The following is a 19,718-nucleotide window of genomic DNA, read 5'->3' as shown; positions in this document are numbered from 1 at the left end:
CAGATGTGCCGGGGAACGACCATGTAACGACCGTGTTCACGCACCTAGCGTGATGTGCCATGACTTCCTTCTTCGAGGCGCTGCTCGCCTTCCAGACCGACGTCGCGGACGTCCGCGCGGCCATGACCTCCGGGGCGCCGGGCTTCGTGCTGATCGACTCCCGGTCCCGGGCGGCGTGGGAACAGGCCCACATTCCCGGGGCCGTGCACCTGCCGACGGCCGACGTCCCCGCCCGTGCGGCCGGACTCCTCGACCCGGCGGTGCCCGTGGTGACGTACTGCTGGGGTCCGGGCTGCAACGGCGCGACCCGGTCGGCGCTGGCCGTGTCGCGAGCGGGCTATCAGGTCAAGGAGATGATCGGCGGCATCGAGTACTGGATCCGGGAGGGTTTCCCCGTACGCACTCCCGACGGTGACGTGGCACAAGAGCCCGACCCGCGTGTCGCGCCCGTCGCGATCGGCGCCGTCCCGGTTGCCTCCGGCCTCGCGGCCCCGGCGGCCTGCGGCTGCTGAACCCGGCGAGCCACGATCCGGACACGACTGGTGGAATGGGCCTACCCGGCGCCGCCTCGGCGGTGTACTACGGGGACGGTCCAACCGCAGGAGGAGACGTGCCGATCACCGAGCTGGTCCGGGTCTACGTGCCGGCCACCGTGCCGATGCTCACGGCCCTGCGCGCCGAGGGGCAGCTGGGCTCCGGGCCGCTGGAGGCGCACGCCGTGACCCCCGCGCTGCGGGAGTGGTATGCCGAGGGCGACGAGGAGGAACTGGAGTACGTCGCCTTCACCCGGGCCGCTCAGGACGCTCTGCACCTGCTGCGTCTCGACCCCGAGGCCCCGCGCCGGCGCGTGGTGGTCTCGGCCGACGTGCCGTCGACGGCGCTGATCCGCTCCGAAGTCGAGCTGGGCTCCAGCACCGTGCGGCTCCCGCAGCCGGTGTCGATCAAGGAAGTTGCCTCGATCCACCTGGACGGCGTGGACGCGGCCGAGGCGGTGTCGGCGGCGTCCGAGGTGGTCGACGAGGCGGCCGCGGGCGATCCCGACGCCCAGTTCACGGTCGACAGCGCCGAGGACCACGAGCTCGAGTGGTACGCGGTGTCGGAGCTGGACGAGCTGCTTTAGGACGCGGCCGAGGGGGCCTGTTCGTCCTCTTCCTCCGGCGCTGGGCTGATCGTGCGGCCCACGGCGATCGTCGCGCTGATCGCCCCGGCGAACAGGATGACGAGGCCGCTGTTGAGCCGGGCGCCGCTGAGCATCTGCTGCACCACGAGCTCGAGCTCGCTGACCCGGCCGGCCAGGTCGAGCACGCGGTTCCCGGCCGTACGGGTGAGGATCTCGCCGATCACCAGCAGCAGGCCCGCTCCGGCGCCGGCGAGCCCGTACAGCGGCCAGGGCACATCGAGCCCGTCGGAGTTGCGGCGTTCGCGGCGCAGTACCCGATAGGACACCACGCCCGCCACGAGGCCGCTGAGCGTGGCCTGCCCGTACGAGATCCACTGGTTGGCATTGGCGCGGGAGCCGGGTGAGCCGGAGCTGAGCGCGTCGAGCAGCGGACCCTGGAACAGGGTTACCACGAAACCGACGACGAAGACGGCCACCGAGGCCCAGCCGGCCGCGTGCACCACCCGGGGGATGCGGAACCCGGCCAGGGCCCCGCCGATCGTCGCGGCCGCGGCCACCGTTCCGCCGACCACCGCGTACAGCCAGCCCTCGGTGTTGATCGTGACGATGGTCAGCGCGCCGAGCACGCCGATGAGCAGGCCGCTGCCGGTGGCGACGGCGAACCGGGCGCCGGGGCCGGGCTCGACCCGCCGGCTCAGCAGGGCCAGCGCCGCCAGGGCCACGGTGGACCCGGTGACGAGCGAGGCCGAGATGGCGCCGGGCAACGCGTACGCCGTGGAGGTCACTTCCATCTCGGCGTCGGCGCGGCCGGTGATCGTGGCGCGCGCCGACCAGAGCATGGCGCCCATCCAGATCAGCGAGAGGGCAGCCAGCAGGAGCCCGTTTGACGAGACGGCAGCGGCCGGTCTCGGCTCGGGTGCGACCTCCTGGGAAGACATGAGCCTCAGGGTACGCGCGGGTTCTGACGTCGCTGACGGGACCTGAGTGGCACGGGCGGGGTAAAACGGAGTCGATTGCCGTATTTGTTGGGAACGTACGCGTTCCGCAGGGGTGGTCTGTCCGGTTTTCGACCTGTTGCTGCCCGGCATCGCCGTCTGACCGTTTGGCTAGGGCCATTTTAGCTGGTCAAGACCCAAATTCTTGGCAGAACGCGCCGTCTCGACCCTCGTGGTCGGACTGTCCGTGCGGGACAGTCGTATGTGGAGACGCAAACTGGACGGATCGGGCGAAATCCTGGACGTCGGCGCGACAAAGTGGCAGCTTAGAAGGCATGCCCGACTCTCAAATCAATCCCACGGCTGCCGCTCTGCTCGGCCTGCTTCACGAGGGGCCGATGACCGGCGGTCAGCTTATGGCGGCTGCCGAACGCCGCCTCGGGCCATACTGGTCGATGACGCGGAGCCAGGTCTACCGCGAATTGCCGGTTCTCGCCGAAATGGGCTATGTCCGTCTCGGCAAGCCCGGCCCGAGATCCAGCCAGCCCTACGCCATCACCGCCGCCGGCAAACGAGCCTTCAGCCGGTGGCTGGCCGAACCCGCGGGCCGGGACGCGCTGCGCAACCCGGTCGCCCTGCGGGTCGCCTTCGGGGAGCAACACAGCGGCAACCAGTTGCAGACCCTTTACACCGGCGCCAGCGAATACCACTCCGAGGCCATGGCGATGGCCAAGGAACAGGCCAAGGAGGCGAAGAAGGCAGGCGACGCGTACGGCGCGGCGGCTCTCGAGTTCGCCGTCGCCTATCACAAGGCCGCGCTCAGCTGGCTCAAGGCGGCTCCGACCGGCTGACGACTGACACAGTGCCCGCCCCGACCAGCAAACTGGTCGGGGCGGCGTAGTCTTGACTGTCGTGACCGCTGCCGACTATCCCGAGCAACTCAAGACCCTCGACGCCACCCTGCGCAACATCGAGAACGTCCTGGACGTCGACAAGTTGCGGCGGGACAAGGCGGAGCTCGAGGAACAAGCCTCCGCGCCGGACCTTTGGGACGACCAGGCCCGCGCCCAAGAGGTCAACAGCCGGCTCTCGTACGTCTCCGGTGAGATCAACCGCATCGAGCGCCTCCGTTCCCGGCTTGACGACGCCGGCCTGCTGCTGGAGATGGCCGAGGCCGAGGGCGACGAGGACTCGGTGCACGAGGTGGGTGACGAGATCGTCGCGCTCACCAAGGCCATCGAGGAGATGGAAGTCCGCACCCTGCTCTCGGGGGAGTACGACTCCCGCGAGGCCGTGGTGGCCATCCGGGCGGGCGCCGGTGGTGTCGACGCCGCCGACTTCGCCGAGATGCTCATGCGGATGTATCTGCGCTGGGCCGAGCGCCACGGCTACCCGACCGAGGTCTACGAGACGTCCTACGCCGAGGAAGCGGGGCTCAAGTCGGCCACCTTCGCGGTGAAGGTCCCGTACGCCTATGGGACCTTGAGTGTGGAATCGGGCACACACCGCCTGGTGCGGATCAGCCCGTTCGACAACCAGGGCCGCCGTCAGACCAGCTTCGCCGGGGTCGAGGTGATGCCCGTGGTGGAGCAGACCGACCACATCGACATTCCCGAGAACGAGCTGCGCGTCGACGTCTACCGTTCGTCGGGTCCTGGTGGACAGAGCGTTAACACCACGGACTCCGCTGTGCGCCTGACGCACATTCCGACCGGGATCGTCGTCACGTGCCAGAACGAGAAATCTCAGCTTCAGAACAAGGCCTCGGCCATGCGCGTGCTCCAGGCGCGGCTCCTCGAACGGAAGCGTCAGGAGGAGGAGGCGAAGATGGCCGGCCTCAAGCAGGACACCACCGGATCCTGGGGCGACCAGATGCGCTCGTACGTCCTGCACCCGTACCAGATGGTCAAGGATCTGCGCACTGAGCAGGAGACGGGCAACCCTTCGAACGTCTTCGACGGTGATCTCGACGAGTTCATCGAGGCCGGCATCCGCTGGCGTAAGCAGTCCGAGAAGAGCGCCTCGGCGTAACGCCCGGCAAGATCGTCTACGGACGGCGACGGCCCGCGGACGAACGGTGGGCCGGCGTCGCCCGTCGGCCGGGTTTCTTCACCACATGCGCAGAATGGCGGACCCGGCGGGGTTGGCGTTTTCGTTACACCGCGTAGACTCCGTTCCCGTGATTCAGCTCGAGAACGTGACGAAGACGTACCCCAAGGCGTCTCGCCCGTCGCTGGACGAGGTCAGCGTCGGGATCGAGAAGGGTGAGTTCGTCTTCTTCATCGGCCCCTCCGGTTCCGGCAAGTCCACGATCATCAAGCTTCTGCTGCACGAGGTCGCGCCCACGCGCGGCCGGGTGATGGTGAACTCCAAGGACGTCACCTCGATCCGCTCCTGGAAGATCCCCCACTTCCGCCGTTCGATCGGCTGTGTGTTCCAGGACTTCCGCCTGCTGCCCAACCGCACCGCGTACGAGAACGTGGCCTTCGCCCTGGAGGTCATCGGCAAGACCAAGGCCGTGTCCCGGCGGGTCGTGCCCGAGGTTCTCGAGCTGGTCGGCCTGGGCGGCAAGGAGCACCGCTACCCGCACGAGCTCTCCGGTGGTGAGCAGCAGCGTGTCGCGGTCGCTCGCGCGTTCGTCAACCGCCCGCTGATCCTGCTGGCCGACGAGCCCACCGGAAACCTCGACCCCGACACGTCGATCGAGATCATGCGGCTGCTGGACCGGATCAACCGGACCGGCACGACGGTCGTGATGGTCACCCACGACTCCAACATCGTCAACCAGATGCGCCGGCGCGTCATCGAGATCGAAAGTGGCCGCATCGTTCGCGACCAGGCTCGCGGCGTCTACGGCTGAGCTCCGCCTTTACCCCCGACTGAAGAAGAACTGCGCGGAGTCCCGGAAGGAACCCCCCGATGCGCTTGAAGTACGTCCTCAACGAGGTCCTGGTGGGCCTGTGGCGAAACGTCACGATGACGGTCGCCATGATCATCACCATGTCGGTCTCGCTGACCATGCTGGGCGCGAGCGTGCTGCTGTACATGCAGGTCGACCAGATGAAGAACTACTACTACGGCGAGATCGAGGTCTCGATCTTCCTGCGCACTGACGTCACCGACGGCCAGCGCCAGCAGATCGACAGCGCGATCTCGTCCAACCCTCTGGTCGCCAACAGCACGTACGAGACTCGCGAGCAGGCGCTCGAGCGGTTCAAGCAGCTGTGGAAGGACTCGCCCGAGTTCGTCAACTCGGTCGGCCCGAACAGCCTGCCCGAATCCTTCCGGGTGAAGCTGAAGAACCCCGAGACCTACAAGACCTTCACCGACCAGATGAAGGGCATGCAGGGCATTCAGGACATCATCGACCAGCGTGCGCTGCTCGACAAGGTGTTCAGCATCTTCAATGCCATCCAGGTGGGTGCGCTGGTGGTCGCGGGGGTGATGGCGTTGGCCGCGCTGCTCCTGGTGGGAAACACGATCCAGGTCGCCGCGTACAGCAAGCGCCGCGAGGTCGCCGTCATGAAGCTGGTCGGCGCGTCGAACTGGTTCATCCAGGCGCCGTTCGTGCTCGAGGCGGTGGTGGCCGGTCTGATCGGCGCCCTCCTCGGCTTCGTCGCCCTGTTCGTGAGCAAGATCGTGCTGTTCGACAACAAGCTGCAGGCGCTCACGACCATCCTCACGCCGATCGAGAACGGCAACGTGTGGCTCATGCTGCCGCTGCTGGCCGGCGTGGGCGCCCTGGTCAGCGCCGTCACGGCGTGGGTCACCCTGCGCTTCTACCTCAAGGTCTGACGCCCTCCCGCTGAATTCACGCCACGGCCGCATCCTTCCTGTGAGGATGCGGCCGTTGGGCGTTTTGGGGGATACGGCCGCTACGGTCGGGTTACGGTGCTTATCGTGTGGTCAAAAAGCCGACATAGCCGGAAAAGTGCGCTTGTGCTGTTTTGCGTAGCCCTGCTGATCGCGCCGCACCCCGTACGGGCCGACCCCAAGGACGACGACGCCAAGCGTGCCGGACAGGCCGTGCAGCGCGCCGAAGCCGTCCTGGAGCACGCCACCGACGTCGCCCGCGCGGCCGCCCGGCGCCTCGAGACGGCCACCGCCGCCATGCCCTCGGCGCAGAAAAAAGTCGCGATGTCCCGCGGGGCGGTCGCCGCGGCGCTGGCCGGCCACAAGAGCGCCGACCGCAGGGCCAAGGCGGCACGGGAGGCGTACGAGGAGGTCGCCGACCGCTTCCAGAAGGCCCGCGACCAGGTCGCCGACGCCCGTGACCGGGTCGACGAGATCGCCACCGCGAGCTACATGGGCAGCGACATCGCGCGCCTCAACGTGCTGGTCGACGCCAGCGGCCCGGCCGACATGATGGACCGGCTCAGCATCGTCGACCAGATCATGCGCGTGCAGCAGCGGGAAGTCGCCGTCCTGGTCGACGCCCGGCGCCAGGCCCGTACGGAACAGGACCGCGCCGGGCTCGCCAAGCGCGCCGCCGAGGAGGCCGAGGAGGCCGCGCGCGACCGGCTCACCGCCGCGCGCGACGCCCAGAAAGCCGCCGAACAGGCGCGCGCGGCCCTGGCCCAGCTGGCCGAGACGCGAGCCGCCGCGCTCCGGGTGGCCAACTCCCAGCGCGCCGCAGTGCTCGCCCGCTACCGCGCGGCCAAGGCCGAGGAGGCCCGGATCCAGGCCGCCCTGCGCGGCTACTCCCTCAGGTCCGGCGACGGCCGTTACGAGGGCGGCCGGTTGCTAATGCCGGTCGCCGGCTGGAAGTCCAGCAACTACGGATGGCGCTTCGACCCGTACTACCGGGTGTGGCAACTGCACGCCGGCATGGACATCGCGGCGGGCGGCGGCACCCCCATCCGCGCCGCCGCCGCGGGCCGGGTGATCCGCGCCTCCTGGGCCGGCGGGTACGGCCGGTACACCTGCATCAGCCACGGGCGAATCAGCGGCGTCGGCTTCCAGACCTGCTACGGGCATCAATCGGCGTTCCTGGCCGACGTCGGCGACTACGTACGCCGGGGTGAGGTGATCGGGCTCGTCGGCACGACCGGCGCCTCCACCGGCAACCACCTGCACTTCGAGACCCGCTTCAACGGCGAGCCCCGCAACCCGGTGAATTATCTGCCGCCCTGTCTGTGTTGAACCCCTAGTAGCATGGCGAGGTTCAGTCACTCATTCATAGGAGGTCCGGCGGCATGCCACGCGAACAGGGTCGCAAGGTCGTCGCCTCCAACCGCAAGGCCCACCACGACTACGCCATCTCCGACACGTTCGAGGCGGGCCTCGTGCTGACCGGCACAGAGGTCAAGTCGTTGCGGGCCGGGCGGGCCTCGCTGGTCGACGCGTTCGGCCACGAGCACGACGGCGAGATCTTCCTCCACGGGATGCACATCCCCGAATACACCCAGGGCACCTGGACGAACCACGAGCCCCGGCGCGTCCGCAAGCTCCTGCTGCACCGCGACGAGATCGCCAAGATGCGCAACAAGCTGCGCGACGACGGCGTGACGCTGGTGCCGCTGCAGGTGTACTTCCACAACGGCTACGCCAAGGTCGAGATCGGCGTGGCCAAGGGCAAAAAGAGCTACGACAAGCGGCAAGACCTGGCCAGCCGCGACGCGCAGAAGGAAATCAACCGGGCCCTCGGCCGGCGTGCCAAAGGCATGGGCTGACAGGTACTCTTCCCCGCCGGCTCTTTCGTGCTCAGCCGGCGCAGGTCCTGGGGAGGGTCGCAAAGTTGGCTGCCAAGCACTCCGTGCGCGTGTTCGGCACGGCCCGGTTCGTCCTGAGCTTCGCCGTCGCCGTCCTGGTGCTCCTGGTCGTCTGGATCGCCGTACGCGCGGTCGGCCCGGCCGAGGCGTCCAAGGCCCCCACGCTCGTGCTGCCCCCGGTCACGTCGGCCGCGGCCCCGCCGGTGGTTTCATCCCCGCCGTCCGTTTCCCCCACCCCATCCCGTACGCCCTCACGTGCGCCCCGCAAGTCCACCGCTCCCTCCACGTCCGCGCCGACGCACTCCCGGTCACCGGAAAGGACCCGCCCGCCCGTGGTGAAGACCACGCCGCCCCCGCCCCGAACCGACGTCAAGGCCACCCTGTCGGTCGGCGCGAGCTGGGACGAGGGCTACGTGGCCGCCGTACGCGTCGTCAACGAGGGCCGGACCCCCGTGCAGTGGAAAGTGACCGTCAGCCACTCCGGCCAGCGCGACCTGCAACTGCGCGGCACCTGGAACGCGCGCGGCGATCAACAGGGCAGCGGCCTCGTCTTCACCGGCGGCACACTGGCCCCGGGGCAGCAGGCGTCCTTCGGCTACCAGGTATCGAAGACCGGCCGTGGCAAGGCCCGCCCGGCGGGCTGCAATGCGCTGGGCGGTTCCTGCAGCGTCAGGTAGGATGGCACAGTTACGTTTTGACCAGGGGGTGACTGGTTTCGACTTCGAATGTGGAGACAGGGGAAGCGAGCCGAGGAAGCCGACGTCGTCTCGAGAATCGATCGTCGGAAACCAATAAGCGCCGATTCCAATCGCGCTGACTTCGCTCTCGCCGCCTGAGGCGAGTAGCGAGTCTGTCGGACCGGGAGTACCTCCGTCCCGGATTTCCGGCATCAGCTAGGAGGTTGGCCAACAGGTCCCGGTCGCGGGGACCTCACGGCGAGACTAATCAGCGACTGGGCCCGTCACAGGAACTTGCTCACATGATTCCCGGGGCCGAGTAGAGACAAAGTGAGCTGCGCTCGGAGAAGCCCTGACGAAGCGACGAAGGACCCGGGTTCGATTCCCGGCACCTCCACGGATTGGCGGCCCCCTGCTCGCGGAAAGCGCGAGCAGGGGGCCGTTTCGGTATGCCTGCTCCGGGGCCGGACGCCCCGCGTCGCCGTGATTGTGCTCGCGGCGGTGGTTGCGGCGCCGTTGCGTGTCTTGGCGCTTGTTACTTGTCGAGGTAGTGGCCGTGGCAGGCGGCGATTTCCAAGTCATTGCCGCGGACTCGGTAGATCAGCCTGTGCTCATCGTTGATGCGGCGGGAAGACCAGCCGGACAGTGGGCCTTTCAGCATCTCCGGCTTGCCGATGCCGGTTCCCTGTGGGTTTCGCTGGACGTCGATGATCAGCTTGCTGATGCGCCGAGCCATCTTCATGTCGCGGCTGAGCCAGCCGTCGAAATCCTGCCATGCATTGGGCGTGAAAACGACGCGTAAGCTCACGCTGCTTCCTTGCCGGCGTCCGGGACAGGGGGTGCGTCGGGGTCGAGGAGAGGGTGTTCCTCAAGTAGGCCGGCGTCGGCCTGAGCGATGCTTTCCAAGAGGCGGCGAGCATTTGATGTCGAGCCGAGCACGTGCAGCGTCTCTTTCATTGCGTTCCACTCGTCGAGCGAGACGATCACGACCGCTTTGCCGCCACCGCGAGGGATGACGCACTCTTCGGCGTCGTCGATCACCATGTCCACGACGGCTGCGAAGTTCTTGCGGACGTCGCTGATTGTCAGGACCTTCATGGTGACTCCTCGGGCTCCGGTGTGCGACGTACGTTTGAGCGTACGCCTGGACGTACGTCAGGGCAAACACCCATGGCAGCCGGGGTGTGACTCGCTGAGGGCCGCGCGGAGGGTTGAGTACTCCCGTCCGCCGGGGTTCGAATAAGCCGACAGCACCTCCACGGCTGGCGGCCCGCTGCTCGCGGAAAGCGCGAGCCGGGGGCCGTCTCGGTATGTCTGCTCAGGGGGCCGAGCCCCTGAAGCCCGACGGTGCGGTCACTTGCGTTTTCTGGGTGGCATGCGCTTTTGTGGGTGGTCGCTCTGGCTGCCCGCTCGATCTTCGCCTTGTGCTGCGCCGTCGACTTCTGAGGGATAGGTGTGGCAGACCTGACAGTGCCGATCATGCTCGGAACGGGGCTCGGCGATCTGCGTTTCGGCATGAGTGCGGCGCAGGCACGGGCCGCGCCGGCCATGTTCGGTGAGGTCAAGGACGGCTCTGCGCCGGGCGGATTGCTCACGCTCTAAACCGAGGGCCTGGACTCCTCGCTCTCGGTGTACGCGAACTTCGTCTCCGACGGCCGGCTGTTCACGCTGGAGGTCTTCCGGCCGGACGACCCCAGCGTCGTCGATTTCGAGCTGGTCGGCGTGCCCGCGTTCAGCAGCACGGCCGACGAGGTGCTCGAGTACACGAACGCCAAATTTTGAGCGCACTCCGAACCGCGGTAGTCGGGATGTGCGCGCATTCACTCGCCTTCCCGGAGGGCGACGGCCGCGACGTTCTCGGCGGACAGGCGGGTGTCGGGGCGGTCGTCGCCGAGCGCAGGAGCGCCGCCGAATCTCGGCGGGGTCCACGGCCCTCGGGCCCCCACTCGTCTGAGTCTCCGGCGTTTCGATATTCCTGCTCAAGGGGGTCGAACTCCGTGGAACCCAGGTGCGGGCTGTTGCGCCGGGTAGGGGTCACGGCGCCTACTTGGCTCGGTGGCTAGGCCGTGAGGATGTCCAGGTCGTACTTCGCGATTTCGGGGTCACGAGTGACCAGCGTCAGGCCTTCTGACTTTGCTTGGGCGATGAGCATTCGGTCGAACGGGTCGCGGTGGAGCAGGGGGAGGCGACCCGCTGCGATGCTGTGAGCGGCGGTGATATCCAAGTGACGGAAGCCGCTGTCGCGTATACGTTCAGCGAGATCGTCGGGTTTGAGCTTGCCGAGGGCTTGCTTGATCGCTACTTCCCAGATGGTTGCGGCGCTGACGTAGACGTCTGGCTCATGGTCCAGCCGGTCCTTGAGGTCGGCGGCGAGGGTCGGGTCGTCCGTCAGCCACCACAGCACGATGTGGGTGTCAAGGAGCAGGCTCATCAAGCCAGTCCGAAGTCTCGGGCGATGGCCTCGTTCACGTCGGCGGAGTCCCAGTCCTCCGCCATGGTGAGTTGGCCGGCGAGGCTGCCTCGGCCGACCCGGTCGACCGTGCGGTTCAGGGGGATGACCTTGGCGACCGGTGTGCCGGCCCGGCTGATGATGATCTCCTCGCCATGTTCGACGCGGTCGATGATCCGCGAAAGATTTGTCTTTGCGTCATGGATGTTGAACTGTGCAGCTGCGTCAGACATCGCGACCTCCTTAGCTAAGAGGTTAGTCCAGCGGTGAGCGGGCGGCTAGGAAAATGCGTCGCCGTCGCCGTCGCCGTCGCCGTCGCCGTCGCCGTCGCCGTCGCCGTCGCCGTCGCCGTCGCGGAGCCGTGTCAGCTGGTCGGCGGAGTTCAAGCAAGCCGACACCAGCTCCACGGATTGGCGGCCCCCAGCTCGCGGAAAGCGCGGACCGGGGCCTCCGTCCTGTTTGCTCCGGTGTGATAGTTGCGGTCGTCGGTCGGGTCCAAGTGGGCGGTGACCGCCTCTAATGCGCTTCGGGCCTGTGCCGGCCGAGCGTTGACCCGCGGTCCGGCACCTACATCGTGGTGAGCGCTTTGGCGAGCAGCGCCTGCAGGCGCTGTTGCTCTTCCGTGTTCAGGCCGCCCAGGGGTGAGCGCTGAGCAACCATGCCGATCAGTTGCTCGCGGACATCTCGACCGGATGCGGTCAGCACCAATGTCCGGCCACGTCGATCCTCGGGGTGGGGGCGTCGCTCGGCCAGTCCGCGTTCTTCCAGTTTCGCGCTGATGAGAGTGAGGTTGGACGGATCGCAGCGAAGCTGGGCGGCGAGTTTGCGCAACGGTTGTGGCTCTGCATCCGGGCTCAGGAGCCAGATCAGGTTGGCGGTGCGCTCGTTCAGATCGAGCCGATCGAGCCCGTCGTGCATGCGGCCCGCGACTTCTCCCGACAGCGTCATCAGTTGATGAAGCAGTTGGGTCGCCAACTCCTCGGGCTCCGGCATCACCGGCACCTTAGCCTCTCACAAGTCATTGCGGGATCAGTGAGGCTCATCACCTCGATCATAATACTTGATTTTATCATCTAGTTTCTCATGTATGAGTGAGTAGAGCATGACCAGGGTCCGGCTGCGCCACGCCGGTGGCCCTGAGGAGCTGGTGGTCGAGAGCGGCGTGGTGCCGGCGCCCGGCGCCGGCCAGGTCCTCATTCGCGCCGAGGCGGTCGGGGTCGCCTTCAACGACGTCACCACCAGGTTGGGGCTCAACCCAGGGAAGGTGCCGGACGTCTTGGGCTTCGACGTCGTCGGTCTGGTGCTCGCCACCGGGCCGGGGGTCACGGAGTTCGCCGTCGGGCAGCGTGTTGGCGCGCTGGTCGGCACGGGAGGTTATGCCACTCACGTGCTTGCGACGGCGACCCATGTTGCGCCTCTGCCACAAGGTGTTGATGCGGCGATTCTGGACGCTCTTCTGCTCAACTACCTCACCGCCCATCAGATGTTTCACCACGTGGCCCTGCCACGTCCCGGCAGTGCGGTTCTCGTGCTCGGTGCGGCGGGAGGCGTAGGGTCAGCGCTCACTCAGATCGCACGATCGGCCGACGTCAAGGTGTACGGAACTTCCAGTCAGCCGCGCCGCGGTCGCGTGGAGGAACTCGGGGCGACGTGGGTTGCCGATGCGGCATCGCTGCCGGCGCCGGTGGCGGCAACCTTCGATTCGGTCGGCGGTCCGTCGCTGGCACGGTCGCGCCGCGCCACGGCCCGCGACGGTGTGGTGGTTTCTTACGGATTCAGCTTTGCCGCCGGCTCCGGGCGATCGCGAACGCGAGCTCTGGGACGAATGATCGCGGCCATCGCTCGCGCCAAGATCACCCCCGGTCCCAAGCTTGTCCTGCACACCGTGGAAGGGGCGGTCAAGAAGGACCCCGCCCGGTTCCGCACGGATGTGGCCGCCCTCGTCGGACAGCTTTCCAGTGGTGCGATCTCCCCCGAGGTCACCACGTTGCCACTCGAGCAGGCGGCGGAGGCGCACCGCCTGCTTGAGAGCCGTCAGGTCACGGGAAAGATCGTGCTCGTTCCCTGAGCGCGGGATCTGTTGCCCGGCGCCGAACGAGTCGTCCGTATCCAGAACAAGTCACCGGAGCGGGTTGAGAAGCTGTACCTCGAGCGAGAAGAACACAACTTGCCGGACCGCCCGGAGCTCGTGTACGACCTGCCCCGGCTGCCGCCGTGCACGGTCCTGTCGTTCAGCAAGCCGAAGGACGAGGGGACCGAGAGGTGGTGGCAATGGGACGACGCCTACGTCGTCATCGGCACGACCATGTGGACACGGCGCGACGCCAGCAGTAGGGCCTGAGCCCCGGGTTATTCCTCGTCGAGGGTTTGGAGGCGGGCTGTGAGGTCGGTGGCGAAGCGTTCGAGGAGGCGGCCGAAGGTCTGGCGGTCTTCGGGGGACCAGTCGTGGAGGACGTCGCCGAGTAGGTCGAGGACTGTTTGCATGTAGCGGGCCACCGCTGCAGCCCCCTCGGGGGTGAGTTCGACCAGCCGGGCCCGCTGGTCGACGGGGTCGGGGATCCGCCGGGCGAGGCCGAGCCGTTCGAGTTCGTGTACCTGGCGGGTGATGTGCGGGCCCACTACCTGCATGCGTTTGGCGATCTCGCCGACCCGGAGCGGGCCGTCGCCCGTGTGCAACGTGATCAGCACCGACAGCGCGGGGCGGTCGAGGTCGGTGCCGGCGTTCGCGGTGGCGCGTTCGATGAGCCGGCTTCGGTTCATCACCGTGCCGAGCCGGCTCAGGCGGGGCAGCACGGTCAGCAGGTCGAACTCTCCGCCGTCGGTGGTGTCGGTCATCATGCTCGTTTCGATACCTAAGTTAGGTATATAGTTGCCTCAGTTAGGTACTTCAGGTAGCTATCTTGGAGGTAGGTCATGAGCAGGGTACTCATCTCCGGCGCGAGTATCGCTGGTCCCACGCTGGCGTACTGGCTGCGGCGATACGGCTTCGACGTCACCGTCGTCGAGAAGGCGGGCACGATTCGCGGCGGCGGCTATCCCATCGACGTCCGGGGGACCGCGCTTGAGGTCGTACGGCGAATGGGGGTTTTGCCGGAGCTGCGGAAGGCTCACATCGACACGCAGCGGATCACCTTCCTCAATCCGGACGGCGGCGTGATCACCTCGGTCAAGCCCGACGTCGTCATCGGCGGAATCGGGAACGAGGACGTCGAGGTGCGCCGGGGTGACCTCACCGAGATCCTGTACGCCACGGTCCGCGACGACGTCGAGTTCCGGTTCGACGACAGCATCGCGACGCTCGACCAGAGCCCGTACGGGGTGGATGTGACCTTCCGCAGCGGGGCGCACGGCACCTTTGATCTCGTCGTCGGCGCGGACGGGCTCCACTCGAACACCCGGCGCCTTGCCTTCGGGCCGGAAACACAGTTCCATCGGTACCTGGGCCACTGCTTCGCGGGTTTCACGATGCCGAACGATCAGGGCCTCTCGCACGAGGCCGTTCTCTGGAGCCGCCCGGGCCGGGGCGCAGCCGTCTACGCGGCGGGCGACGGCCCGTACGTGCACGGTTTTCTCACCTTCGCCGAGGCGGAACCGCCGTACGACGCCTTCCGCGACCCTGACGCGCAGCGCGAGCTGGTCGCCTCGATCTTCGCCGGTGACGGGTGGGAGGTGCCGCGCATGGTCGCCGCCATGCGTGCGGCCGGCGACCTCTTCTTCGACGTGGTCAGCCAGATCCGGATGCCCCGGTGGTCCACCGGGCGGGTCGCGCTGGTCGGTGACGCCGCCCACGCCCCGTCGTTCCTGACCGGCCAGGGAACCAGCCTGGGCCTGGTCGGCGCGTACATGCTCGCCGGCGCGCTGGCCACGAGCGAAGGTCACGAAACCGCCTTCGCCGCCTACGAGAACAGCACCCGGCCGTTCGTCGAGGCGAACCAGAACCTCGCCGGGGACGGCAGCTCCGTCCTCTTCCCGCGCACCGAGGAAGCCATGGCCAAGCGCAACGAGATGCTGCGTGGCCTCGACGTCATCCCGGCCGACGGGCGGCCCGAGCACTCCGCCCTCATACTGCCGAGCTTCTGACCATGCCGACGGGCATCAATATTGTTTGCCGTTGATGTGCGTGTCATGATCCTCGCGCTCCGCGTCTGTGCGGGGTCTCAGCGGGGGAGATTGCATGGGGATGAAGAGATCCGCGTACGCGGGGTTGGTCGGTGTTCTGCTGCTGGGCGGAATGCTGAGCGCCGGGCCTGCGCAGGCGGCGCCCGGCAGTGATGCCGCGGTGGAAAGCGAGGCCGGGCCCGCGCGGGCCGCGCCGGGCAGTGATGCCGCGGTGGAAAGCGAGGCCGGGCCCGCGCGGGCCGCGCCCGGCGGTGATGTCGCGGCGGAGAGCGAGGCCGGGTCGGCGGCGACTGCGGACAAGGACCTGAGTCCGCGCCGGGCCAATGTGGACAAGGGCGCTCGGCCGCCGGTCGCGCCTCGGAAGCAGAACAAGGTTAAGTGTGGCGGCGTGGCCCAGTTCGGGAAGATCTACAGCTGTTCCTCGTTGTCGGGGGACAGGCAGGACATCTTCACCGTGACCACCAGCGTGGCGGGCGACGTCCTGTACGGCACCGTCACCGAGACCGCCAACAACGACGTCACCGACAACGTCAGCGCGATGCTGTACGACGCCGAAGGCAACTACATCTGCTACTACGGGAGTTACCCGGCCGGTTGTGAGCTCGGCGCCGCCGGAACGTACACCGTCGTGGTGGCGCTCTCCTACGGCGCAGGCGACATGGCGTACACGCTGTCCCTGCAGTCGCAGCGGACGCCGTCGAGCTGCCGGACGCTGGGCAACGGATTCTTCTCGTTCGCCTCCTCAGGGCGTACGGCTGGGCTCGCCCTGGGGTCGGCCGGGGAGTGTTTCACCTTCGACCAGCCGGCCGGCAGCGTGCTGCAGATGTACCCGCCGAGGGCGTCGAACAGCGGCGACGTACGGGGTCAGATCCTCGACGGCGAGTACCGTCCCGTCTGCCCGATCCAGGACGCGTACGTCTGCACGTTGGACACGCCCGGCCCGTACCGGCTGATGATGTACGAGTTGTACGGCCACGAGGTCACGTACACGCTGCGCATGTCACGGATCTCCCACTCGACGGGCTGCCCGGTGCTGCGGCCCGCCACGTTCGGCGACCCCGGTGCGGCCGCGGGCACCGCGACGATCGACGAGGAGAACGGCGTCGCCTGTCACAAGCTGCGTGCGCCTTCGGCCGGTGGGGTCTCGGTCCGGATCCACAACGACCAATTACTCTGGTGGAACCTCTACGACGACGCCGGCCAGAGACTCTGCGACAAGTACGAGAACCGGCGCGCCTGCTCGCTGCCGGCGTCGGGTGACTACACGATCGTCGTGGGCAACCAGCACTGGGAGCCGATCACGTACGACATCGCTGTGGCTGCCCTTTATCGGGCCGCGGGATGCACCACGGGCACGTCGCTGCGCTGGGACCAGGACGCGGAACTGCTGCACCAGACGTCCCCGGTGCAGACGAACTGTCAGCAGTTCCAGGGCGAGGCCGGGCAGCGTGTGGTCGTCTACGCGGCGCCGACCCGGTACAACTTCGCGGACACGTTGCTGGTGGACGGCACGGGGCAGGCGCTCTGCCTGGGGTACAGCGAAGAGACCGGGTGCGAGCTGCCGGCCAACGGCACGTACCGCGTGGTCTCGTACCTGTCGCAATGGAACTCGGACAGCGTCGACCTGACCTACAAGGTGCAGGCCCGCAGCCTCACCGCGCCGGAGGGGTGCCCCGTCGTGACGCCGGGCGCGTTCAACGACCCGCCGGCCGGGGCGTACGGGCCGATCCGCTGCCGCGTCCTGCGGGTCCCCGGCGCGGGCGTTCACCGGATCCGGGCGTACGACGGTGAGAACTACCAGACGTACGCCTCCGTGTTCGACGCCACCGGCCACCGGATCTGCGACGACTCCGGCCGGTGCGAGTTCCCGGCGGCCGGTGACTACACCGTGGTGCTCTCGGCCCGCTCCACCGACACGGTCCTCGACAACGATTTCCGGTACGCCCTGAGCGTGCTGCCGGAACGTCCCACCGGCTGCCCGGCACTGTCGCAGGAACTGTACCGCGACACGTTCGTCGCCCCGGGTCAGTTCCTCTGCCGGCAACTCCCGCAGACGACGGGGCAGACCATCGTCGAACTGATCACCGCGGACAAGGGGTACCCGCCCACGCAGGTCTACGACTCGGCGGGCGAGTACATCTGCGATTCCTCGTACGAGTTGTGGCAGACCAGCTGTGAACTCGACGGAACCGCCCCGTACTTCGCGGTCGTCTCGCAGAAGGAGGGTGAGGCGCCCGGTCCGCTCGCGGCCCGCTTCCTGCGGGTCGACGGCCCGCCGTCCTGCCCGGCGTTCGAAAGCGCGCAGTTGACGCTGACGACCGGCGGCGAGGACTTCACGGCCTGCCGCATCATCCCCGCCGACGCCCACGCCGCCCGGGAAACCTTCACCTGGAAACGCACCACCGGCGACGGCGGCGCCTACCTGTCGATCTTCGACGCGTCCGGCCGTCGCCTCTGCGGCCCGACCGGAACCTTCCCGGAACGCACAGCGACGTGCACCCTGCCGGCCGGCCCCCTCACGGTGATCCTCAACGCCACCGAGGCGCCCGCGACATTCGAACTGACCCGCAAACCCTGAACGACGGGCAAGATCGACGGCGTCACGCGGTGGCGCCGTCGATCCGTTGCCGGGCCCCTTGCTCGTGCCGAAGCGGCCGGACCGGGGACTGCCCGCACATTACTTCCTCGCGGCGAGCGGGCGCTCCTTCACCAGGCCCGCGTCCGCCTGGGTGATGCTTTCGAGCAGGCGGCGGGCGTTCGCGGCCGAACCGAGGGCATGCAGGGTACGTTCCAGCGTATGCCTCTGCTCAGGCATGATCGCTCCTATCGGATTGGTCACACCGATCCGGAACGCGCCGGCCAATTCTTCCGCCGAGCCGCGAAAGGCAGCTAGGGCGAACGCTGGGTGTTCGACCACGAGCGCGTCGGATTCACCAACGGTAACCACCGCACCGTGGGGTTTCAGGGGGCTCGGAATTGGTCCGGGAGCACCGATCCGTCGACTACTTTCTGTTCGTGGTTGCGCAGAAACTCGTGGCTACTTTCGCCGGCCGTGCCGATCACCGTGACCCCTCGCGAACTCGCGGGCGGGTTCAAGGGGCGATGGCGAACGGGTAGGCGACTCCGGTCAGTTCTTCTGAGGCTGTCCAGAGCCGATCAGCGAGTTGCCGGTCTTGGGCGGCGGGGTCGGGTGTGACGAGGGTGGGGTGCCCGCGGAGTTCGCCGAGTCGGTCGGGGCCGTAGAACTGTCCGCCGTCGGCGTCGGGCATGGTCGCGGCGTACAGGGACGGCAGCGCCGCCTGGGCGGCGCTTTGCGCGATGAGTTTCGAGCTGAGGATGCCGACCAGCCGGTAGAGGCCGGTGGGGCCGTTGGTCTGCAGGTTGGTGGCGGCGTAGCCGGGGTGGGCGAGAAGGCTGCGGATAGGACTGTGATCGCCGCGCAGCCGCCGGTCGAGTTCCAGGGCGAACATGACGTTGGCCAGCTTGGACTGGCGGTAGTACTTCAACGGGGCGTAGCCGTGCTCGCCGGTGAGGTCATCGAAGGGGATCCGGCCGCCTTTGTGCTGGCCGGAGCTGACGGTGACCACGCGCGCGTCGTGTCCTGCGGCAAGGACGGGAAGGAGCAGGTTGGTGAGCGCGAAGTGGCCCAGATGGTTGGTGGCGAACTGCAGTTCGTGGCCCTGCGGGCTGAGCCGGCGTGGGGTGGCCGAGATCCCGGCATTGTTGATCAGCACGTCCAGCGAGTGCTGCTGGCCGAGGATGGTATCGGCGAATCGCCGCACGGAATCCAGGTCGGCCAGGTCGAGCACGCCGACCTGAACCTGCGCTGGGGGCACGGTGTCGGCGATCTCGGCGGCGGCCTGCCGGCCCTTGCGCTCGTCGCGCACCGCGATCAGCACCTCGGCGCCGTGGCGGGCCAGTTCGCGGGCCGTCTCGAGCCCGATGCCGCTGTTGGCGCCGGTGATCAGGACGTGGCGTCCGGTCAGGTCGGGTATCTGGTCCGCGGTCCACTTCAACGGCGTGCGGGTGGGCATGGCGTTGTCACACTCCCTCGGGGATTCAGCGCGGCCGACGACGGCGGTGCGGCTCGATGATGGACGGCGGCGTGGTGAGGTACATGTCGGCGTGAGCCGCCCGCACCGTGCCAGGCTCGGCGGTTTACGGCGCTGCGTACGGGTGCTCGGCGCCGTCCCGCTTGGTATGGATGTCCCAGTAGTGCTGGGCGATGGTGTCGGCCTGGGTGTCCGGGCCACCCGCACCGGTCCAGGCGAAGATCGGCACGTGTGCCGCGTACACGCCGCTGCCGGCGGTCACCTGATGCAGCTTCAGCACCCAGGCGCGGAGGGCGGCGGTGGCGGCGGGCCGGTCATGGTGATGCCGGGCACGGGGTTGTGCGGGGCGGGCGAGAACTCCAGCACGTCGATCGTGCCGAACCGCTCCTTGATGCCGGTGAACGCGGCGATCAAGGGCGGCCGGTCCATGATGTCGGCGGCGAACCCGGCGGCGTCGATGCCCGATTCACCGAGTTCGACGGCGAGACGGTCGAGCTTGTCCTGGGTCCGTGCCACGAGTGCCACGGAGAAGCCGTTGCGGCCGAACACCTTGGCGATGGACAGGCCCAGCCTTGGGCCGGCACCGACGATGGCGATAGTGGGCATGGAAAGTCCTTTCGACGGATTCGGTGGAGCGCGACGGTGCGAGAGCCGT

At 68.0% G+C, this 19,718-nt stretch carries 26 protein-coding genes and 1 other RNA gene; 16 read left to right on the top strand and 11 right to left on the bottom strand.

What is annotated here, in order from left to right:
- Positions 1-59: 59 nt before the first annotated feature.
- Complete coding sequence (locus C8E87_RS10995; protein WP_133872995.1) at positions 60-512, top strand: rhodanese-like domain-containing protein; 453 nt, start codon at positions 60-62, stop codon at positions 510-512.
- 146 nt (positions 513-658) lie between these two features.
- The gene (locus tag C8E87_RS10990) at positions 659-1,120 is read left to right on the top strand and encodes a DUF6912 family protein (protein WP_133876762.1); all 462 of its coding nucleotides are present in this window, start codon (positions 659-661) and stop codon (positions 1,118-1,120) included.
- Here C8E87_RS10990 and C8E87_RS10985 read toward each other — a convergent pair.
- Positions 1,117-2,058, bottom strand: coding sequence for a hypothetical protein (locus C8E87_RS10985; protein ID WP_133872994.1), 942 nt, complete (start codon positions 2,056-2,058; stop codon positions 1,117-1,119). The two genes, C8E87_RS10990 and C8E87_RS10985, sit on opposite strands and share 4 nt — an antisense overlap.
- A 332-nt stretch (positions 2,059-2,390) precedes the next feature.
- Here C8E87_RS10985 and C8E87_RS10980 point away from each other — a divergent pair, with 332 nt between their 5' ends.
- From C8E87_RS10980 to ssrA, 8 genes are all read left to right on the top strand, one after another.
- Entirely contained in the window at positions 2,391-2,906 is a 516-nt protein-coding gene (locus C8E87_RS10980) for a PadR family transcriptional regulator (RefSeq protein WP_133872993.1), read from the top strand.
- Positions 2,907-2,967: 61 nt separating this feature from the next.
- Positions 2,968-4,086, top strand: a complete 1,119-nt coding sequence (gene prfB / locus C8E87_RS10975; RefSeq protein ID WP_133872992.1) for a peptide chain release factor 2 — start codon at positions 2,968-2,970, stop codon at positions 4,084-4,086.
- Positions 4,087-4,234: 148 nt separating this feature from the next.
- Positions 4,235-4,915: a cell division ATP-binding protein FtsE gene (gene ftsE, locus C8E87_RS10970; RefSeq protein WP_133872991.1), complete on the top strand. Its 681-nt coding sequence runs from the start codon at positions 4,235-4,237 to the stop codon at positions 4,913-4,915.
- 59 nt (positions 4,916-4,974) lie between these two features.
- Complete coding sequence (gene ftsX / locus C8E87_RS10965) at positions 4,975-5,850, top strand: permease-like cell division protein FtsX (protein WP_133872990.1); 876 nt, start codon at positions 4,975-4,977, stop codon at positions 5,848-5,850.
- 144 nt (positions 5,851-5,994) lie between these two features.
- Entirely contained in the window at positions 5,995-7,197 is a 1,203-nt protein-coding gene (locus tag C8E87_RS10960; RefSeq protein ID WP_239079956.1) for a peptidoglycan DD-metalloendopeptidase family protein, read from the top strand.
- A gap of 53 nt (positions 7,198-7,250) precedes the next feature.
- Positions 7,251-7,727 (top strand): SsrA-binding protein SmpB, encoded by a 477-nt coding sequence (gene smpB / locus C8E87_RS10955; RefSeq protein ID WP_133872989.1) that lies wholly within the window; start codon positions 7,251-7,253, stop codon positions 7,725-7,727.
- Between the two features lie 65 nt (positions 7,728-7,792).
- The gene (locus tag C8E87_RS10950; protein WP_166661148.1) at positions 7,793-8,443 is read left to right on the top strand and encodes a cellulose binding domain-containing protein; all 651 of its coding nucleotides are present in this window, start codon (positions 7,793-7,795) and stop codon (positions 8,441-8,443) included.
- A 24-nt stretch (positions 8,444-8,467) separates the two neighbouring features.
- Positions 8,468-8,843: a transfer-messenger RNA gene (gene ssrA, locus C8E87_RS10945) on the top strand.
- A 135-nt stretch (positions 8,844-8,978) separates the two neighbouring features.
- On the opposite strand, the gene C8E87_RS10940 is transcribed toward ssrA, so the two are convergent.
- Positions 8,979-9,251 (bottom strand): Txe/YoeB family addiction module toxin, encoded by a 273-nt coding sequence (locus C8E87_RS10940; RefSeq protein ID WP_133872987.1) that lies wholly within the window; start codon positions 9,249-9,251, stop codon positions 8,979-8,981.
- Complete coding sequence (locus tag C8E87_RS10935) at positions 9,248-9,541, bottom strand: type II toxin-antitoxin system Phd/YefM family antitoxin (RefSeq protein ID WP_133872986.1); 294 nt, start codon at positions 9,539-9,541, stop codon at positions 9,248-9,250. Before C8E87_RS10935 ends, C8E87_RS10940 begins: the two co-directional genes overlap by 4 nt.
- Before the next feature lie 357 nt (positions 9,542-9,898).
- Between C8E87_RS10935 and C8E87_RS43640 the strand changes: the two genes are divergently transcribed.
- Both C8E87_RS43640 and C8E87_RS43635 read left to right on the top strand, forming a co-directional pair.
- The gene (locus C8E87_RS43640) at positions 9,899-10,045 is read left to right on the top strand and encodes a hypothetical protein (protein WP_166661147.1); all 147 of its coding nucleotides are present in this window, start codon (positions 9,899-9,901) and stop codon (positions 10,043-10,045) included.
- Positions 10,046-10,072: 27 nt separating this feature from the next.
- A complete protein-coding gene (locus C8E87_RS43635) occupies positions 10,073-10,225 on the top strand; it encodes a hypothetical protein (protein WP_166661146.1) in 153 nt (50 codons plus the stop codon).
- Between the two features lie 277 nt (positions 10,226-10,502).
- Here C8E87_RS43635 and C8E87_RS10930 read toward each other — a convergent pair whose 3' ends face one another.
- The 3 genes from C8E87_RS10930 to C8E87_RS10920 all read right to left on the bottom strand — a co-directional run bounded on the left by C8E87_RS10930 (position 10,503) and on the right by C8E87_RS10920 (position 11,885).
- On the bottom strand, positions 10,503-10,874 hold the full coding sequence (locus tag C8E87_RS10930; protein WP_133872985.1) for a type II toxin-antitoxin system VapC family toxin: 372 nt from the start codon (positions 10,872-10,874) through the stop codon (positions 10,503-10,505).
- On the bottom strand, positions 10,874-11,125 hold the full coding sequence (locus C8E87_RS10925) for a type II toxin-antitoxin system Phd/YefM family antitoxin (RefSeq protein ID WP_133872984.1): 252 nt from the start codon (positions 11,123-11,125) through the stop codon (positions 10,874-10,876). Before C8E87_RS10925 ends, C8E87_RS10930 begins: the two co-directional genes overlap by 1 nt.
- 334 nt (positions 11,126-11,459) lie before the next feature.
- On the bottom strand, positions 11,460-11,885 hold the full coding sequence (locus C8E87_RS10920; protein WP_133872983.1) for a MarR family winged helix-turn-helix transcriptional regulator: 426 nt from the start codon (positions 11,883-11,885) through the stop codon (positions 11,460-11,462).
- 109 nt (positions 11,886-11,994) lie between these two features.
- On the opposite strand from C8E87_RS10920, the gene C8E87_RS10915 reads away from it, so the two are divergent.
- Together C8E87_RS10915 and C8E87_RS43630 are read left to right on the top strand one after the other, a co-directional pair.
- Positions 11,995-12,960 carry a zinc-binding dehydrogenase gene (locus C8E87_RS10915; RefSeq protein WP_133872982.1) on the top strand — a complete coding sequence of 322 codons (966 nt, stop codon included), beginning with the start codon at positions 11,995-11,997 and terminating at the stop codon, positions 12,958-12,960.
- A gap of 99 nt (positions 12,961-13,059) precedes the next feature.
- Positions 13,060-13,233: a hypothetical protein gene (locus C8E87_RS43630; protein WP_166661145.1), complete on the top strand. Its 174-nt coding sequence runs from the start codon at positions 13,060-13,062 to the stop codon at positions 13,231-13,233.
- Positions 13,234-13,241: 8 nt separating this feature from the next.
- Here the strand turns inward: C8E87_RS43630 and C8E87_RS10910 are convergent, their stop codons facing one another.
- The gene (locus tag C8E87_RS10910) at positions 13,242-13,730 is read right to left on the bottom strand and encodes a MarR family winged helix-turn-helix transcriptional regulator (RefSeq protein ID WP_239079957.1); all 489 of its coding nucleotides are present in this window, start codon (positions 13,728-13,730) and stop codon (positions 13,242-13,244) included.
- A 75-nt stretch (positions 13,731-13,805) separates the two neighbouring features.
- Here C8E87_RS10910 and C8E87_RS10905 point away from each other — a divergent pair, with 75 nt between their 5' ends.
- Positions 13,806-14,972 carry an FAD-dependent monooxygenase gene (locus C8E87_RS10905; RefSeq protein ID WP_133872981.1) on the top strand — a complete coding sequence of 389 codons (1,167 nt, stop codon included), beginning with the start codon at positions 13,806-13,808 and terminating at the stop codon, positions 14,970-14,972.
- Positions 14,973-15,066: 94 nt separating this feature from the next.
- Positions 15,067-17,589: a hypothetical protein gene (locus tag C8E87_RS10900; RefSeq protein WP_133872980.1), complete on the top strand. Its 2,523-nt coding sequence runs from the start codon at positions 15,067-15,069 to the stop codon at positions 17,587-17,589.
- A gap of 99 nt (positions 17,590-17,688) precedes the next feature.
- Here the strand turns inward: C8E87_RS10900 and C8E87_RS10895 are convergent, their stop codons facing one another.
- The 4 genes from C8E87_RS10895 to C8E87_RS10885 all read right to left on the bottom strand — a co-directional run bounded on the left by C8E87_RS10895 (position 17,689) and on the right by C8E87_RS10885 (position 19,669).
- Positions 17,689-17,958, bottom strand: a complete 270-nt coding sequence (locus C8E87_RS10895) for a type II toxin-antitoxin system Phd/YefM family antitoxin (RefSeq protein ID WP_133872979.1) — start codon at positions 17,956-17,958, stop codon at positions 17,689-17,691.
- Positions 17,959-18,103: 145 nt separating this feature from the next.
- Positions 18,104-19,045 (bottom strand): oxidoreductase, encoded by a 942-nt coding sequence (locus C8E87_RS10890; protein WP_133872978.1) that lies wholly within the window; start codon positions 19,043-19,045, stop codon positions 18,104-18,106.
- A gap of 124 nt (positions 19,046-19,169) precedes the next feature.
- Positions 19,170-19,325: a hypothetical protein gene (locus C8E87_RS44570; protein ID WP_203720493.1), complete on the bottom strand. Its 156-nt coding sequence runs from the start codon at positions 19,323-19,325 to the stop codon at positions 19,170-19,172.
- 11 nt (positions 19,326-19,336) lie between these two features.
- A complete protein-coding gene (locus C8E87_RS10885) occupies positions 19,337-19,669 on the bottom strand; it encodes an SDR family NAD(P)-dependent oxidoreductase (protein WP_203720494.1) in 333 nt (110 codons plus the stop codon).
- Between the last annotated feature and the right edge of the window lie 49 nt (positions 19,670-19,718).

The organism is Paractinoplanes brasiliensis (assembly GCF_004362215.1).
Lineage (GTDB): Bacteria > Actinomycetota > Actinomycetes > Mycobacteriales > Micromonosporaceae > Actinoplanes > Actinoplanes brasiliensis.
The sequence above is the reverse complement of the archived record's forward strand: the minus strand, read 5'-3'. Positions and strand labels throughout refer to the sequence as shown.